Origin of the sequence: Protofrankia symbiont of Coriaria ruscifolia, from assembly GCF_900634745.1 — a bacterium.
Lineage (GTDB): Bacteria > Actinomycetota > Actinomycetes > Frankiales > Frankiaceae > Protofrankia > Protofrankia californiensis.
This window is the reverse complement of sequence record NZ_CAAAFR010000041.1, coordinates 58948-74771: the sequence shown is the minus strand read 5'-3', so window position 1 is coordinate 74771 and position 15824 is coordinate 58948. Positions and strand designations below refer to the sequence as shown.

Below are 15824 nucleotides of genomic sequence, written 5' to 3'. Positions count from 1 at the left end.
CGTCAGAGCTGCCCGAGCCGGCGGGCGAGCCGGTCCGGGCAGCGTCGTCCGGCTGGCGGCCGTCCGATCGGCGAGCCTCCGGTCGGCGACCACCCGGCCGGCCGAAATCGTGACGATCCGGTCGGCGACGTCGGCGAGAGCGGCGGAGTGCGCGACGAGCACCACCGTCGCGCGGCCCCGCAATGCCGCGACGGCTGCGGCGACCCGCTCCTCGGCGGCCACGTCCAGGCTTTCCCCGGGCTCGTCGAGCAGCACCAGCGGGGCGTCCCGGACCAGCACCCGGGCGAGCCCGACCCGGCGCAGCTCACCCGCTGACAGCTCGCCGCCGTCCTCGCCCACAGTCTGGTCCGTCGGCGGCGCCCCCGCCGCCGCGAGCGCGGCGGCGACCTCGGCGGCCTTCGCGCCGGGCCGTCCCAGCCGCACCTCGTCGGCGACCGTGCCGCCGCAGACGGCATGCGGTCGCTGCGGCAGCCAGGCGACGCGGGCCTGCCAGCCGGCCGGGTCGAGGTCAGCGAGGTCGACGCCGTCCACCAGCACCCGGCCCCGTGCCGGATGCAGCGCCCCGCGCAGCAACGCCAGCACGGTGCTCTTGCCCGCGCCGCTCGGCCCGACCAGCGCGACGATCTCACCCCGGCGGACGGTCAGGTCGACCCGCCCGGTGTTGCGCAGGTCCACGCCGTCCAACCGCAGGGCGTCGAACCGGGTGGGGGCCAGGCGCCGGCCCGGACGCGCCGCCGGCACGGCGTCGACCACGTCGAGGGCCGCGCCGGCCGCGGTCAGTCCGGACACGGTCGCGTGGTACTGCGCTCCCACCTGCCGCAGCGGCAGGTAGACCTCCGGGGCGAGCAGCAGGGCCAGCAACCCCGTGCGCAGGTCGAGCGAACCCGATACCAACCGCAGCCCCACCGACACCGCGACCAGGGCGACCGACAGCGTCGCGAGCAGCTCCAGCACGAACGACGACAGGAACGCCCAGCGCAGCGCCGCCATCGTCTGTTCCCGGTAGGCGTCGGTGATCCGGCGGATCACCTCCACCTGGGCCTTCGCCCGGCTGAATATCCTCAGCGTCGGCAGTCCCTCGACAACGTCGAGGAAGTGCCCGGACAGCCGGCCGAGCACCGCCAGCTGCCGGTCGGTGCGGTTGCGGGTGGCCAGCCCCACCAGCACCATGAAGATCGGCACAAGCGGCAGCACGACGGCCAGGATGAGCGCGGAAGTGAGGTCCGCGCCGGCGATCCGGGCCAGCACGAACGGTGGGACGACCGCGACCATGACCAGCGCGGGCAGGAAACGGGTCAGGTAGGCGTCCATGCCGTCCAGGCCGGCGCCCGCGGTGACCGCGAGCGCCCCCGATCCACCGTCGCGATCGCGATGGCCGCGGCCGGTGCCCGCGGTGACCGCATGCTCGACGACCGCGTCGAGCATGGCCTGGCGCAGGCCTGCCGACACCGCCGGACAGGTACGTTCGGCGGTCCGTTCGGACAGCCAGACCACGGCCGCCCGGGCGGCGGTGACCAGGACGAGGAGCGCGATGCCGGCTCCTGTCCCGGTGAGTGCACCAGCCACCACCTGCTGGCCGCTCACCACGACGTCGGCCAGCAGGCTCCCCTGCATGATCACTAGGACGGCCGAGGCGACCGCGAGAGCTCCCAGCCGCAGCAGGTAACCGCGCAGGGCGGGGGTGGCACGCAGCAGCCGTGGATCAACCGGCTTCATCGGATCCCACCAGCCGCCGCCGGAACACCCAGTACGACCACGCCTGGTAGCCGAGGACGACCGGGGTGAACAGCACCGCCACCCATGTCATGATCGTGAGCGTGTAGTGCCCGGACGCGGCGTTGCTGATGGTCAGGCTGTTCTCCGGCGTGCCCAGAGCCGGCAGCACATTGGGGTAGAGCGCGACGAACCAGCTCGTCACCAGCAGCGCGATGGCACCGGCCGTGCCGGTGAAGGCCCAGCCGTCCCGCTCGTTGAACCAGGCCAGTGCCGCGAAGCCGAGTGCGAACAGCGCCATCGCTCCCACCGCGGCCACGGCGATCCCACCGCGGATCGCGACCGTCCACACGGCCAGCCCGGCCAGGGCTGCCAGGGCGGGTGGGATCAGGACCCGGGTTATCCGGCGGGCCCGGTCGCGTATCTCACCGCGGGTCTTCAGCGTCAGGAACACCGCGCCGTGCAGGGTGCACAGCAACGCCGTGGTCACGCCGCCCAGCAGGCCGTACGGGTTCAACAGATCGAGGAGCCCGCTGGTCACCTCATGGTCGGGAGTCATCTCCAGGCCACGGACCATGTTGGTACAGGCGACGCCGAACAGCAGCGCCGGCAACGCTCCACCGATCGTGATCCCGCGGTCGCACCAGGCCCGTCCGGCCGCCGTGGTGGCCTTTCCTCGATATTCCAGGGAAACCCCGCGGATAATCAGCGAGAACAGGACGAGGAAAAGCGCCAGGTACATTCCACTGAACATGCTCGCATACCACTCCGGAAAAGCGGCGAACATCGCCCCACCGGCGGTGAGCAGCCACACCTCGTTCGCGTCCCAGACCGGACCGATGGTGCCGAGCACCGCCCGACGATCGGTTTCGTTGTTACGGCCGACTACCGGCAGCAAAGCCGCTACACCGAAGTCGAAGCCTTCCAGGACGAAGAAGCCGACCCACAGGACGGCGACGAGCACGAACCAGAACTCCTCAAGCATCGCCCTACTCCTGGTCCTGGGATGTCAGTAAGCCAGTGACGGCAGCGCCTCGCCGGGCCGCGATTCGCCACCGATGGTCACGTTCGTGCTCAGGGCCGGGATCTCATGCCTGCCGTGTTGCAGGAACAGACGCAGCGCGACCACGGCAAGCGAGCCGTAGATGACGGTGAACCCGGCCAACGTCGCGATCACCGCGGTGGTGGAGACTCCCGGAGAGACCGCGTCGGACGTACGCAGCAGGCCGAACACCGCCCACGGCTGGCGCCCCATCTCGGTGAAGATCCAGCCTGCGGTGTTCGCCGCGTACGGCAGCACAGCGGCACCCATGAACGCCAGCAGCCCATAGCGCCCGCCGGGCAGACGGCCACCGCGCATCCGCCACAGGCCGAAGGCCGCGAGGGCGAGGTAGACCCCACCCAACGCCATCATGATGCGGAAACTCCAGAACGTGACACCCATGACGGGCGTGTAGTCACCGGGGCCGTACTTGGCGACCGCGGCGGCCTGCAGGTCGTTGACCCCTTCCACCTCGGCGGTGAAGGAGTTCGTGGCCATGAACGACAGCATGTAGGGGATCTTGATATCGACCTTGTTCTCACCGTGGGAGACGTCCCCATACGCGAACAGGGACCAGCCCGCGCTCTTCTCGGTGTCCCACAGCGCCTCGGCGGAAGCCATCTTCATCGGCTGCTGCCTGGTCATGACCTGGCCCTGGAAGTGACCGGACAGCAGTACCCCCACCGATGCCACGGCACAGACGACCAGGCCCAGCCGCACGGCCCGCCGGTGCAGTTCGACCTGCTGACCTTTACGCAGGTGCCAACAGGACAGCCCGACCAGCACCGCGCCCCCGGTCAGCAGCGAGGCGGCCAGCACGTGCGGGAAGGTGACCATCTGTGTCGGGTTCGTCAGCGCCTTCCAGATCGAGGTGAGCTCGGCACGCCCGGTCTGCGGGTTGATCCGGTAGCCGACCGGGTGCTGCATCCACGAGTTCGCCGCCAGGATGAAGTACGCACTGATCACGGTTCCGATCGAGGCCAGCCAGATGGTGGCGAGGTGGACGCGCTTGGGCAGGCGGTCCCAACCGAAGATCCACAAGCCGAGGAAGGTCGACTCAAGGAAGAACGCGATCAGCGCCTCCATCGCCAGCGGCGGGCCGAAAACGTCCCCGACGAAGCGCGAGTAATCCGACCAGTTCATTCCGAACTGGAATTCCTGGACGATTCCGGTGACTACTCCCATCGCGAAGTTGATGAGCATCAACTTGCCCCAGAAACGGGTCAGGAGGAGCCATTCGACATTTCCGGTCCGGACCCATGCCGTCTGCATTCCGGCGACCAGCAGCGACAGTCCGATCGTCAGCGGGACGAACAGGAAGTGGTAGACGGTGGTGATTGCGAACTGCCAGCGGGCAATCGTGTCCTGACTCATCTGTGTTCCTGGCTCGTCTGTTCCTGGTTCATCTGTTTTCCTTTCAGCGACCGGGAAACGCAGGCCGCCGGCGGCGCACAAAAGATGATCGCGCCGCCTTTGGCCCGTAGAGACTGGGAAACCTAGGCCGCCGGCGGCACGAAAGACATGATCGCGCCGCCTTTGGCCGTCTAGCGGATGACAGCGACCGGGCACGGAGCGTGCGTGACGACCTGGTGGCTGACCGACCCGAGCAGCAGCCCGCCGAACCCGCCGCGGCCGCGGGCACCGACCACCAGCAGCTGGGCCGAACGGGCGGCCACGATCAGGCCGTGGGCCGCCGAGCCGGCCACCAGCACGGCTTCGACGGCAACATCGGTACGACTTGCCAGTCCCTGCTCGACCGCCGTGTCAAGGGTGAGACGGGCGGCCTTTTCCAGGACCGCCTCGTCGAACGCGGGCGGGTCGAACGCGGGCAGACAGGCGGGGTCGAACGGTGGTTCCGGCAGCCAGCAGTGCGCGACCCGCAGGGGGACTCGGCGTAGTCCCGCCTGGAGTGCCGCCCACCGCAGCGCGGCCAGTGAGCTTTCCGAGCCGTCGACACCGACAAGAATCGGACGGCCGTCCGGCTCAGGTGGTGCCGGCCCACGCACGACGACCACAGGAACGGGTGCTTCCTGCGCGCACCGTGCGGTGACCGAACCGACGAACATCCGACGCATCCGGGCGAGCCCCCGGGCGCCGACTACGAGCATCAGCGCGTCCCGGGACTCCTCCACGAGGGCGTCCGACGGCGCGTCGTAGACAGTACGTTCGACGACATCGACCGCGAGGTCGCCGGGATGCGTCCGCCGGACCGCGTCATGCAGCACCTGCAGCGCCGCATGCTCCAGGTCGTCGACCCCGATCGACGGCGAGATGTCGTCGACCACCCGGGGACGCCCGCCCGGACCCCAGGCGAGTACCGCTCGTATCCGCGTCCCGGTCAACCCGGCATTGGCAAAAGCCCAGCGCAGGGCCAACTCGGCGTCGGCGGACGCGTCGATCCCCACCACGATGTCGAATGTCGTCTCCACACCGTTCACGCTCGCAGCGCCCGGCGACGCGAACGAGAGCGATTCGGGTAGACCACGGGACCGAAGGTCCCGCGTGTCCGGGCCACCCAGCCGAAGGGCATGCGATCATTCCCCGCATGCCCGGAGACTCCCCGGGGCACCCAGCCGAAGGGCATGCGATCATTCCCCGCATGCCCGGAGGCTCCCCGGGGCACCCAGCCGAAGGGCACGCGATCATGATTCTTCTCGCGTGCCCGCAGGCTTCGCGGGACCGCCTAGCCGGCCAGCTTGGTGGCGAAGACCGCCGCCTGGGTCCTGCTGGTCAGGCCGAGCTTCTCCAGGATGGAGGAGACGTTGTTCTTGACCGTCTTCTCGGCCAGATGGATCCTGCTGGCGATCTGGCGGTTGGTCAGCCCCTCGGCGATGAGCCCGAGAATCTGACGCTCCCGCTCGCTGAGTGTGGACAGTAGGCGGTCCTCCGGCGCACCGTCACGCAGCCGGGTCAGCACCCGCTGGGTGACGGCGGGGTCGAGCATGGACTGGCCGGACGCGACCGTCCGGACAGCGCCGATGAGATCATTGCCTCTGATCTGCTTGAGTACGTAACCGGCCGCTCCCGCCATGATCGCAGCGAACAGGGCCTCGTCGTCGTCGTGGGATGTCAGGATCAGGCAGGGCACCTCCGGTGTGCCGGAGCGGATGTCGCGGCACACGTCGATGCCGCTGCCGTCGGGCAGACGGGCGTCGAGGATGGCGACGTCTGGACGTAGCGCCGGGATGCGCCGCAGGGCCTCGGCCACCAGGCCGGCCTCCCCCACGACCTTGATGTCGCCCTGGCTTTCCAGCAGCTCGCGCATCCCGCGCCGGACGATCTCGTGGTCATCGAGAACGAAAACGCGGACAGGCTCCACCGAACCGACGATACGCGCGGCGACGTCTTGACGACCATGGATCGAAGGCATCAGGACATGACAGACCGAAGGTCCTACCGTCGTACGGGTGACTAGCACCGACACCCTGCTCAGGGATCTCGCCCGCAGAATCGTCGAGGCGGCCGGCCTAGCCCCGTCGATCCACAACACCCAGCCGTGGCGCTGGCGAGTGGGCGAGCGTAATCTTGATCTCTTCGCCGACACCTCGCGCCAACTGCGCATCGCCGACCCGGACGGCCGGCAGCTCCTGCTGAGCTGCGGTGCGGCCCTGTTGCACGCCCGCCTCGCCGTTCGCGCGGCAGGACTCGTCCCGGATGTGACGTTCTTCCCGTCCGGCGGTGACGACCTTGGTGCCGGGCCGGTGGCCACGATTCGCATCACCGGCGGACAGCCGGCCGATCCGCAGGACGAGGCGCTGCTGGCGGCAACGCACCATCGGCACACCGACCGCAGGCCCTTCGACCCTCGCCTGCTGGAACCGGAGCACCTGCGGGCGCTACGGCTGGCCGCCGAGGCGGAGGGTGCGTGGCTGGTGTCCCTGGACGACACCGACCTGCGCATCGACACCAGCGTGCTGATCTCCCGCGCGGACTGGCTGGAGAACCACGACCCGGCCTACCGGACAGAGCTGGAGTCGTGGAGCCGAGCGACCCCGGACGCCGAGGACGGCATCCCCCGTGACGTGGTGATCGGCTCGGATCAGCCGCGGCAGTCCGAGTTCGCGATCCGCGACTTCAACGTGGTCGGCGAACCCGGCCTGCACCTGGAGCAGACAGGGGTGGAACGCCCCGTGGTGCTGCTGATCGGCACCGACGCCGACACTGCGGCCGAACGGCTGCGGGCCGGGCAGGCCATGGAGCGGGTTCTGCTGACCGCGACCGCGCGTGGCATCGCGACGTCACCGCTGGGCCAGGCCGTCGACCTCGACGTGACCCGCGAGCTCCTGCGGCATTCCGTCGGCGGTCTGGGACACATCCAGATGATCATAAGGGTCGGCTATCCGCTTCCCGACGCCGAACCGCTGAAGGCGACCCCCCGCCGGTCGGTCAACGACATCCTGCGGTTCGAATGAGCTGAACTCCGGCGAACGGGGCACGGGGCACGGGGCACGGGGAACAACCGGGGAGCTAAGGTGCCGGCCGCGCAGGTCGCCTCTCGGCGCGTGGTCGCTCGCAGCGACATAGGGGTGAGCCCGGGGGCCATGTCACGGCCGGCAGGCATACCTTACCGGCCCCGGAGCGTTTCGGGTGGCATCCGGGAAGATCCCCATGAGCCCGCGAAGTTACCTCTCAGGTGAGCCTCTCCCGTCCCCTGCCCCTGTCCGTCCTCGATCTCGTACCGGTGGTGTCCGGTTCGACGCCGGCACAAGCGGTACGCAACACCCTCGACCTCGCCCGCCGGACCGAGCGGCTCAGCTACGCCCGGTACTGGATCGCCGAGCACCACGGCATGCCCGGCATCGCCAGTTCGGCGACGTCCATCCTGATCGGGCAGGTCGGTGCCGCCACCACGAGCATCCGGGTCGGCTCGGGAGGGATCATGCTGCCCAACCACGCACCGCTGGTCATCGCCGAACAGTTCGGGACGCTCGGGGCCCTGTTCCCGGGACGGGTGGATCTCGGCATCGGACGGGCGCCGGGAACCGACCCCGCAACCGCCCACGCGTTGCGGCGCTCGAGCGGGCAGCTGTCCGCCGACGACTTCCCCGAGCAGCTCGCCGAGCTCGTCGCCTTCCTCGGCAACTCCTTTCCCCCCAACCATCCCCTACGGATGGTGACCGCCGTCCCGCACAGCGGGATACCACCGGTCTGGCTGCTCGGTTCCAGTGGGTACAGTGCGCAGCTCGCCGGGTACCTCGGCCTTCCGTTCGCCTTCGCACACCACTTCAGCTCGATAAACACTCTTCCGGCGCTGGAGCTGTACCGCTCGACGTTCCGGCCGTCCCCGGGGCGGGACCAGCCCTACGCCATGGTCGCCGCCGCCGTCGTGTGCGCGGACACCGACGAGACCGCGCAGTGGCTTGCCGGGCCGACCCGGCTGGCGATGCTGCGGATGCGTAGCGGCCACCCGGAGGTGTTTCCCACTCCCGAGGAAGCCTCGGCATATCCCTGGACGCCCGCCGAACGAGCCGCCGCCGACAGCGCGACCGCCTCACACATCGTGGGATCACCGGAGACGGTCCGCGCCGGCCTGGACGCTCTGATCGACGCGACGGACGCCGACGAGATCATGATTGTGACAAATATCCACCCGCATGCCACCCGGATCCGCTCCTATGAACTGATCGCCGAGTTCGCGGAACTCACCGTCCCGCGCCAGCCTCTGTCCGCGTGACCTCCCACCCGTCGGCGGCCTCTGACGGGCCGTCGGCCTACCTGTGTTCGGGATGGATCGTCAACCGCTCGACAGGATCAGAACGATGAAGAAGACATAGACGATTATGTTGACCAACCAGCTCTGCGCGCTCATCCAGTTCCTGACCTTGGGCATCGCCCTTTCCGCTCGCCGGCGGAAGAGCAGGTAGGCCAGCAACGGCAGCCCCGCGACCAGGACCGTGGCTGCGATGAACGCCAGGGCGACGCCCAGCGCAGGGTCGGCTCGCTGTAGGTTCACGCCCACGGTCAACAGAACGACGATGTCGGACGGAAACAGCAGGATCAGCAGGAAGCCGGTCTCGAACGCCTTCTTCGCATCCGCCGTGACCAGCGCGCCGAGCCACTTCGGCTGTTCGGCGGTCCTGCGCCCCAGATAACTGCGCACGGCCGCCACCAGCAGCAGGCCCACCAGCACGATCTGGATGATGCTGGCGGCCGAGTCCGCCCTGTCGGAGTCATCCAGGGAGACTCCGTTGTCCACCAGGGACGCGAGTCCGGTGGCGATGGCCACACCCAGCGAAGTTGCGATCGCCACTGCGCTGAGGAAGGCGAGGGACAACCGGATCGCCTTCTCGGTCGTGACGAAGACGATCGCCGACATGATCTGCGGTCCAGCCATCATCGTGATGGCGAGTGGGAGTATCTGGAAGCTCAAAGGCCGCTCCGTTCTCCTCGCTGGAGGGCCAAAGGCTGCGCGATCATAATTTTCTCGCGCAGCCGGAGGCCCAGGTCACTGGGCCGCTGGAGAGCCAAAAGCAGCGCGATCATGCTCCCTTCGCGCAGACTGATGTACCGACGCACCTGGTGCCATCGGTCCACTGTCCGGTCCCGACCGGTTCGCGGCCTCACCCGAGACAGGTGGTGCGCCGGGTCAGGACGTCAGGGCCGCGGTGCTGACGTAGGCGAGGCTGAACTGGGAGTCGGCGCGGCTACCGTCCGGGTCGAAACAGACGACTTTCGTCGTCACGTCCCCGGATTCCCCGGCAGGGGGCGACGTCCATCCCGCGATCGCGCAACGGCGGGTCGGTTCGCCGTAGGGCGTGACCTGGACATGGTCGGGCGCCCGGCCGGCACCGGGAAAGACGACTTCATAGATACCGGTCGAGACATGACGGATCGTGTTCGTCTTCTTCGCGCTGTTGGCGGAGTAGCGAGGCCACACATCGACGGTCCGCTCCAACGGCGGCTGCAGGATCTTCCCGGTCCCCTCCTCCTCCAGCCCGGAGAAGGAGTGCCCGAACGCCGCGTTCTCCACGGGAATCACCGTGTGCTGGTTGCCATACACGACGACGAACGGCGCGTCCGTCCACGTCTGCCCGTTCGCGCACCCGACGAAGATGGTCTGACGGTCGGCATGCACCTCCCGGCCGAGCGCACTGCAGCCCACTGTTGTGGAACCGAGCGCGTTGACCTGGAGGTTGTTGCCGGTACGTGCGTAGAGAGCGCCGATCAGGTCGATCGAGTAGCGGCCGATGCCGGTCCAGTTGATCTCGATGGTGCCGGGGCCGGCGAGACTGTAGCTGTTTTCCGGACGGACCTGCTGCTGGCTCGGCGCGTCATCACGGAAATAGGCGTACGGCTCGCTGGGATTCGGACGATGGGACGCCGGCGCGAACGTGAACAACGCGGTAAAACGGGAGTCGGCATAGGCGCCGGTGAGCGATCGGCAGGCCAGGGTGACCTCTTCGTCCAGGCCCGACGCTGCCCAGTTCTCGGTATGGCAGTGCACCGGTGCGTCACCGACCGCGGACACGACCGCGGCGCCCCGGCCACCGGGCACCCCGACACGGGGGAAGATCACGCTGTAGCGGCCCGTCTCCCGGCGGATCACCGTCGCCCGAGCCTGCCTGGTGGCCGCGGCAAACTGCCAGCTACCAGCCTGTACCTCACTCGCGGGCACCCGCGGGACGCCGATGGCGGGCGCGGCCTCGTCCAAGCGGAGGAAACCCCATACCGGCGCGGTGGGGTCCGCTGTCGGTGTGGGCGCGGGTGAGTTGGCGGCGGGGGTACCCGGCGAATCCGAACTGCCGCACCCCGGCGTCAACAGCAGGACGACAGCCATCACGGCAACGAGTGCATAGGCGGTTACCGGAAACAATCGTCGCGGCTGCGGCATACCGGCAGCATGCCATGCCCGTCGAATGGGAAAGCCGCGAGTCGGCGATACGACCGGCGGAGTAGTTTTAGGTGGGCCAAAAGGCACACGACCACAACTCCTACCGCATGCCCGCAGGCACCGGGGGAAGCTGGTCCGAGCGCTTGCGGACCCGGCCATTGTGGACAGCACGCTGCGGGCTGGACCCGGGAGGGAACCCGCGCTGGGGGTGGATCAGACGATGGCGCTGCCGGATGCGGCCATGGGTGTACAGACCGTTGCGCTGGGTCCGGAGGACCCCGGCCAGCTCGGTTCCTACACCCTGCTGGGCAAGCTCGGCCAGGGCGGGATGGGAACCGTCTACCTCGGGCGCTCCGAAACCGGCCGGCTGGTCGCCATCAAGGTGATCCGCGCCGACGTGGCCGACGATGACGAGTTCCGTTCGCGGTTCCGCCTGGAGGCCGAAACGGCCCGCCGGGTCGCCCGGGTGTGCACCGCCGAGGTGCTCGCGGCCGAGCCCGACGCCGAGCAGCCCTACCTTGTCACCGAGTTCATCGAGGGCAGGACGCTGGCGAGGTTCGTCGCCGAGAGCGGCCCGCTGTCGGCGGCGAACCTCGAGCAGCTCGCGGTCGGGGTGGCCGCGGCCCTGACCGCGATCCACAGTGCCGGCATCGTGCACCGTGACCTCAAGCCGTCCAACGTGGTGCTCTCCCCCTTCGGGCCCCGCGTGATCGACTTCGGGATCGCCCGAGCGCTGGACTCCGCCAGCAACCTCACCGGGAACCTCCAGCAGCTCGGCACCCCCGCGTTCATGGCGCCCGAACAGATCCAGGGCGAGCCGATCACTCCTGCGGTGGACATCTTCGCCTGGGGCGGGCTGATCACCTTTGCCGCGACCGGCCGTTACCCGTTCGGCGACGCTTCCGCGCAGGTCCTGCTCTACCGCGCGGTGAACGAGGAGCCCCGCCTGGACGGGCTGGACCCCCCGCTGCGCGAGATCATCGCAAGCGCGATGCTCAAGGCCCCCTCGGCCCGGCCGACCGCGCAGCAGCTGATGCTGCGCCTGCTCGGTGAGCCGCTGTCGACAGAGGAGATCGACCCCGAGGCGACGGTCATCCAGGTGTTGGACGGCTGGAAGCTACCCGCGCCCGGGGGCAGTGTCGATGGCACCGCAACGCGCGGTACCCGCGAGCCGCTGACGGCGGCCACCATGCGAGGCGGCGGCCGGGTACCACGCAGCGGCCGACGGATGGCGCTGGTGGCTGCCGGTGCCGGAGTCGCGGTGGTGGCGGTGCTCGGCGCGATGCTGGCCCTGGCCTCCGGTGGCTCCGGCGTGGACGGCAACCAGGCGAAGGTCGTCGACATCCTGCCGAAGTCCGCTGCCGGGCTCGACGACGGCACCCTGGTCTACAGCAGTGAGCAGGACAACAAAAAGACGATCTACAGCGTGCGGGTCGGCCCGGACGGCCCGGTGGGGCAGCCACGGCGGCTGACCGGCGACGACGCCAAGCCGGACGCACTCCCAGTGATCGTCGGGCCGCAGCGCAAGACGGTCCTCTACACGGTGATTGACTCCTCCCCCAGCCTCGTCGCGATCGCCGCGGACGGGAACAGCCAGCCGATGTCGCTGTTCACCTCCGGCCCGGCAGCGGACATCGCGATCGCGCCGGACGCCCGGGCGTCGGTCGACCCGACCGGGAAGTTCGTCGTCATCAAGGCCCTGCGCGGCCCGAACGACGGCAGGGCTGGGCTCTACGTCGTCGCCGTCGACGGATCAAGCGTCCGTAAGCTCAACGTGCCGGACGGCGCCACCGACCCGTCCTGGTCCCCGACGGATGACCGGATCGCGTTCTTCATCGGTGCGAACGGCGTCGACGGCGGCGCGCTGTTCACCATCGACGCCAACCCGGCCAACGCCGGCGCGAAACCCGTCCAGCTCACGGCGGGCACGGAAGGTTTCGACGCCGACCCGTGCTGGTCACCGGACGGCAAGAAGATCGCGTTCCGCCGCGGTTTCGGCCCGGACCTGGCAGAGATGGACATCTTCGTCATGGATGCGACTCCGGGTGCTACACCGTTGCAGCTGACCGAGGCCAAGGGCCGGGACCAGGACCCCACGTTCGCGGCCGGGGACACCAAGCGGATCGCTTTCACCAGCCAGCGCGACGGCGCCACCAACCGCGAGATCTACGTGACCAACGCGAACACCCTCGACGACGCCCACGCGCAGAAGCTGACCGCGTTCCCGGGATTGGACGCCACCCCCCGCTGGACTTCCGGCTAAAGGACCCAAGGCAGCGCGATCATATTTTTCTCGCGCTGCCGGAGGCCCCAAATCCCCGGATCGCTGAGATTTCAGTGGGCGGACGGGCTACAGGATTCCAGCTGGGCGCGCAGCTACGGTTTCGGTCCGGACAGCCAGAAGTCCTGACAGCTTCGGTCTTGAAGCTGTCAGGACTCTTGAAGCTGTCAGGACTTCGGTCAGGACTTCAGGTAAACGGTCAGGACGACGCCGGCTTGCGCTTGGCGGTCTTCGGGTCCATCCGGCGGATCAACAGAACAGTGGCGATGACGCAGAGCACACCGATCCCCGCGCCAGCGGCGATGTCGGTGAAGTACGCCTGCACGGTGTGGTCGAAGAACGGGTCGTTGACGACCTTGCTGTTGATCAGTTTCCCGTCGGGACGATGTTGACCGGCGAGGCTGATCGTGTTCAGGTCACCGACCGACGACAGCGCGGCATAGCCCCAGCGGGCCGGCGCGATCAGGCTGACCTCCTCCAGACCGGGCGTGCCGTGCATCGGCAGGATGCCACCGCTGAACACCAGCTGCGCCATGGTGATCAGGACGAGCAGCGGCATGGTCTTGTCCGCGTTGTCGACCAGGGCGGAGATGACCAGCCCGAGCATGGCCGACGACAGCGATACCACGATGATCGCGAGCAGGCACTCGAGCAGGGAGTTACCCAGCACAAGCGCTTCGTCGGGCTGCCGGCCGACAAGACCGATCAAGGTGAACGGAATCGCCTGCAACGTCGTGATCAGAGCCAGAACAACGATCTTCGAACCGATATAGGCGGTCCGGGACAATCCGATCGCCCGTTCCCGGCGGTAGATCGCCCGTTCCTTGACTATCTCCCGGACGGAGTTCGCCATCCCCATGAAGCAGGCGCACAGCACCATCACCAGCAGGATCGTGCCGGCGTCCGAGTTCGGCGTGCCGTCATCGGAAAGGCCGAACCCACCGGGTATGGCCCGCGGGATGAGCCCGAGCAGGAACGGGAAGGCGATGATCAGCCGCAGGTAGGACCTGTCGGACGCGACGACGGCGAGCGTTCGCCGACTTAACGTGATGAGCTGGGAGAACACCGACTGCTGGCGGATACTCGGGAGATCCTCAGGCGCCGGACGGGCCGACGGCGCGGTGACCGACGCGGGAACGTAGTAGCGCGACTGGCGGAACCGAGCTGCCGACTCGGCGCCGGGCGTCGCCTCCAGCATCAGGAAGACGTCCGGGTAGTCCCTCTTGTTGAAAAAGGACAGGGCGTCACGCGGCAGGCCGAAATAGGCGACATACCCGCCAGGAGCCAGTACCAGGACGTAGTCGCAAAGATCCAACTGGGCGACACTGTGAGTGACCACCACGACCGTGCGCCCGTCGTCGGCCAGCTTGCGCAGCGACTCCATCACGTTCTTGTCCATGCCCGGGTCAAGACCGGACGTGGGCTCGTCCAGGTAGAGCAGGGTCGGCTTGGTCAGCAGTTCCAGCGCGACGCTGGTGCGCTTGCGCTGGCCACCGGAGAGCCTGGCCACCTGCGTGTCAGCATGCTGGGTCAGGCCGAGCTCGGCAAGGACCTCGTCCACCCGCGCGCCGCGCTCCTGCTTGGTGGTGTCCGGGGGGAAACGCAGCTCGGCACCGAACTCCAGCGCGCGGCGGACACTGAGCGTGGTGTGGAGCAGGTCCTCCTGGGGAACATAGCCGATGCGGCGACGCAACTCGTCATACTCGGAGTACATGTCCCGCCCGGCGTAGCGCACCGCGCCCTTGTCGGCCGGGCGGAAACCGGTGAGGGCGTTGAGCAGGGTGGACTTGCCCGCGCCACTGGGCCCGACCACCGCCAGCAGCGCCCGCCCGGGCAGCCGGAAGGTCATGTCGTGCATGAGCTGTTTCTGACCGGCCCACACGTTCAGGCCGTCGGCTTCGAAGCTGACGTCCCCGGAGTCGATGTACTCGACCAGTTCGTCACCGACGAACTGGAAAACATGGTGACCGACAGCGATGACCGCGCCCTGCGGTACCGGCTCACGGACGATGCGCTTGCCGTTGACGAACGTCCCGTTGGCCGACTCGAGGTCTGCGATCTCTACCTCCCCGCCGGGGCTCACGTAGAGCTCGGCGTGCCGCCGCGAGGCCAACAGGTCTCCCACGACGATGTCGTTGTCACGGGAACGGCCGATGGACATCGTGCCCGGACGCAGTCGGTAGGCGGTCTGACGCTCGTGCTCGCGCTCAAGATCGGGGCCGCCCGAATCGTCCCGGCGCCCCGGCGGCTGCCGGGGCAGCTGCGGACCGGGCTCGTAGCCGGTGGAGTCGCGCAGCATCGTCGGCATCTCGAAGTGCGGGTCAGAGTAGCGCGGGGAGTTGGTGTAGCTGGCGGGAACCTCGAGGAGGACGACGACCTCCGGCCCGGTCGGCGTACCGAGCCGGAAGCGGACCTCGCCGTTGACGTCGACACTCTGTACCCGCTGGCCGTCGTGCCAGGTTCCGTTCGAGCTGATGTCCCGGACGGCCCAGCCCGCGCCTACCGGCTCGATCAACAAATGCCGACGTGACACCCGGCTGTCCGGCATCACGAAATCGGCCGTGCGCGCGCGCCCGACAACGAACGGCTGACCGGCAGGCACGGTGGCCGCGTTGGCGCCGCTGACGACTCTCAGGGTCGTCTGCACGTGTTTCCCCCTTCGGCGACCCAGGGACTTTGACCTCCGACAGCGCGAGAAAACCATGATCGCGCTGCCTTTGGCCCTCTAGGACGGGACACAGGCCGGATGCCCCGCCGGACTGACTTCGACATGGATCTTCCGATCTTGCTGGTCGTCGGGATCGTAGCGCCGCCCACCTACCTTGATCGACGGTGGGTGTGCCAATCACCACGGACTGGACGCAGAGGAGCAGACTGCGCGTGGCCAGTCATGTCCGTAGACGGCCGACTGCCGGTGTGACAATATCCAGCACCGGCCGAGGATGACGCGTGGGCCG

11 protein-coding genes are annotated in these 15824 nt (G+C 68.6%); 3 read left to right on the top strand and 8 right to left on the bottom strand.

Annotated elements, in window-relative coordinates; all coding sequences use genetic code 11:
* The 5 genes from cydD to CV1CTNOD_RS06330 form a co-directional block, all read right to left on the bottom strand.
* Positions 1-1716, bottom strand: a 1716-nt coding sequence (gene cydD, locus CV1CTNOD_RS06350) for a thiol reductant ABC exporter subunit CydD (protein WP_131785229.1), incomplete at its 3' end; no start/stop codon positions are given.
* The gene (gene cydB / locus CV1CTNOD_RS06345; RefSeq protein ID WP_131785228.1) at positions 1703-2698 is read right to left on the bottom strand and encodes a cytochrome d ubiquinol oxidase subunit II; all 996 of its coding nucleotides are present in this window, start codon (positions 2696-2698) and stop codon (positions 1703-1705) included. The genes cydB and cydD, both read right to left, overlap by 14 nt.
* A gap of 24 nt (positions 2699-2722) precedes the next feature.
* Entirely contained in the window at positions 2723-4129 is a 1407-nt protein-coding gene (locus CV1CTNOD_RS06340) for a cytochrome ubiquinol oxidase subunit I (protein WP_131785227.1), read from the bottom strand.
* Positions 4130-4299: 170 nt separating this feature from the next.
* Positions 4300-5193, bottom strand: coding sequence for a universal stress protein (locus CV1CTNOD_RS06335; protein WP_242606414.1), 894 nt, complete (start codon positions 5191-5193; stop codon positions 4300-4302).
* A 245-nt stretch (positions 5194-5438) separates the two neighbouring features.
* Complete coding sequence (locus CV1CTNOD_RS06330) at positions 5439-6074, bottom strand: response regulator transcription factor (RefSeq protein WP_131765834.1); 636 nt, start codon at positions 6072-6074, stop codon at positions 5439-5441.
* Positions 6075-6162: 88 nt separating this feature from the next.
* On the opposite strand from CV1CTNOD_RS06330, the gene CV1CTNOD_RS06325 reads away from it, so the two are divergent.
* Together CV1CTNOD_RS06325 and CV1CTNOD_RS06320 are read left to right on the top strand one after the other, a co-directional pair.
* On the top strand, positions 6163-7167 hold the full coding sequence (locus CV1CTNOD_RS06325) for an Acg family FMN-binding oxidoreductase (protein WP_131785226.1): 1005 nt from the start codon (positions 6163-6165) through the stop codon (positions 7165-7167).
* 221 nt (positions 7168-7388) lie between these two features.
* On the top strand, positions 7389-8429 hold the full coding sequence (locus CV1CTNOD_RS06320) for an LLM class flavin-dependent oxidoreductase (protein WP_131785225.1): 1041 nt from the start codon (positions 7389-7391) through the stop codon (positions 8427-8429).
* A 60-nt stretch (positions 8430-8489) separates the two neighbouring features.
* Here the strand turns inward: CV1CTNOD_RS06320 and CV1CTNOD_RS06315 are convergent, their stop codons facing one another.
* Together CV1CTNOD_RS06315 and CV1CTNOD_RS06310 are read right to left on the bottom strand one after the other, a co-directional pair.
* The gene (locus tag CV1CTNOD_RS06315; protein WP_131785224.1) at positions 8490-9125 is read right to left on the bottom strand and encodes a GAP family protein; all 636 of its coding nucleotides are present in this window, start codon (positions 9123-9125) and stop codon (positions 8490-8492) included.
* 216 nt (positions 9126-9341) lie between these two features.
* Entirely contained in the window at positions 9342-10586 is a 1245-nt protein-coding gene (locus CV1CTNOD_RS06310; RefSeq protein ID WP_207386225.1) for a hypothetical protein, read from the bottom strand.
* 220 nt (positions 10587-10806) lie between these two features.
* Here CV1CTNOD_RS06310 and CV1CTNOD_RS06305 point away from each other — a divergent pair, with 220 nt between their 5' ends.
* On the top strand, positions 10807-12849 hold the full coding sequence (locus CV1CTNOD_RS06305) for a protein kinase domain-containing protein (RefSeq protein ID WP_131785222.1): 2043 nt from the start codon (positions 10807-10809) through the stop codon (positions 12847-12849).
* Between the two features lie 217 nt (positions 12850-13066).
* Here CV1CTNOD_RS06305 and CV1CTNOD_RS06300 read toward each other — a convergent pair whose 3' ends face one another.
* Positions 13067-15514: an ATP-binding cassette domain-containing protein gene (locus CV1CTNOD_RS06300; RefSeq protein ID WP_131785221.1), complete on the bottom strand. Its 2448-nt coding sequence runs from the start codon at positions 15512-15514 to the stop codon at positions 13067-13069.
* Between the last annotated feature and the right edge of the window lie 310 nt (positions 15515-15824).

What these genes read in the sequence shown, in the direction of transcription:
- cydB (WP_131785228.1), bottom strand. Translation starts at nt 2,698, where the DNA reads ATGCTTGAGGAGTTCTGGTTCGTGCTCGTCGCCGTCCTGTGGGTCGGC.
- CV1CTNOD_RS06310 (WP_207386225.1), bottom strand. Translation starts at nt 10,586, where the DNA reads ATGCCGCAGCCGCGACGATTGTTTCCGGTAACCGCCTATGCACTCGTT.
- CV1CTNOD_RS06305 (WP_131785222.1), top strand. Translation starts at nt 10,807, where the DNA reads ATGGCGCTGCCGGATGCGGCCATGGGTGTACAGACCGTTGCGCTGGGT.
- CV1CTNOD_RS06340 (WP_131785227.1), bottom strand. Translation starts at nt 4,129, where the DNA reads ATGAGTCAGGACACGATTGCCCGCTGGCAGTTCGCAATCACCACCGTC.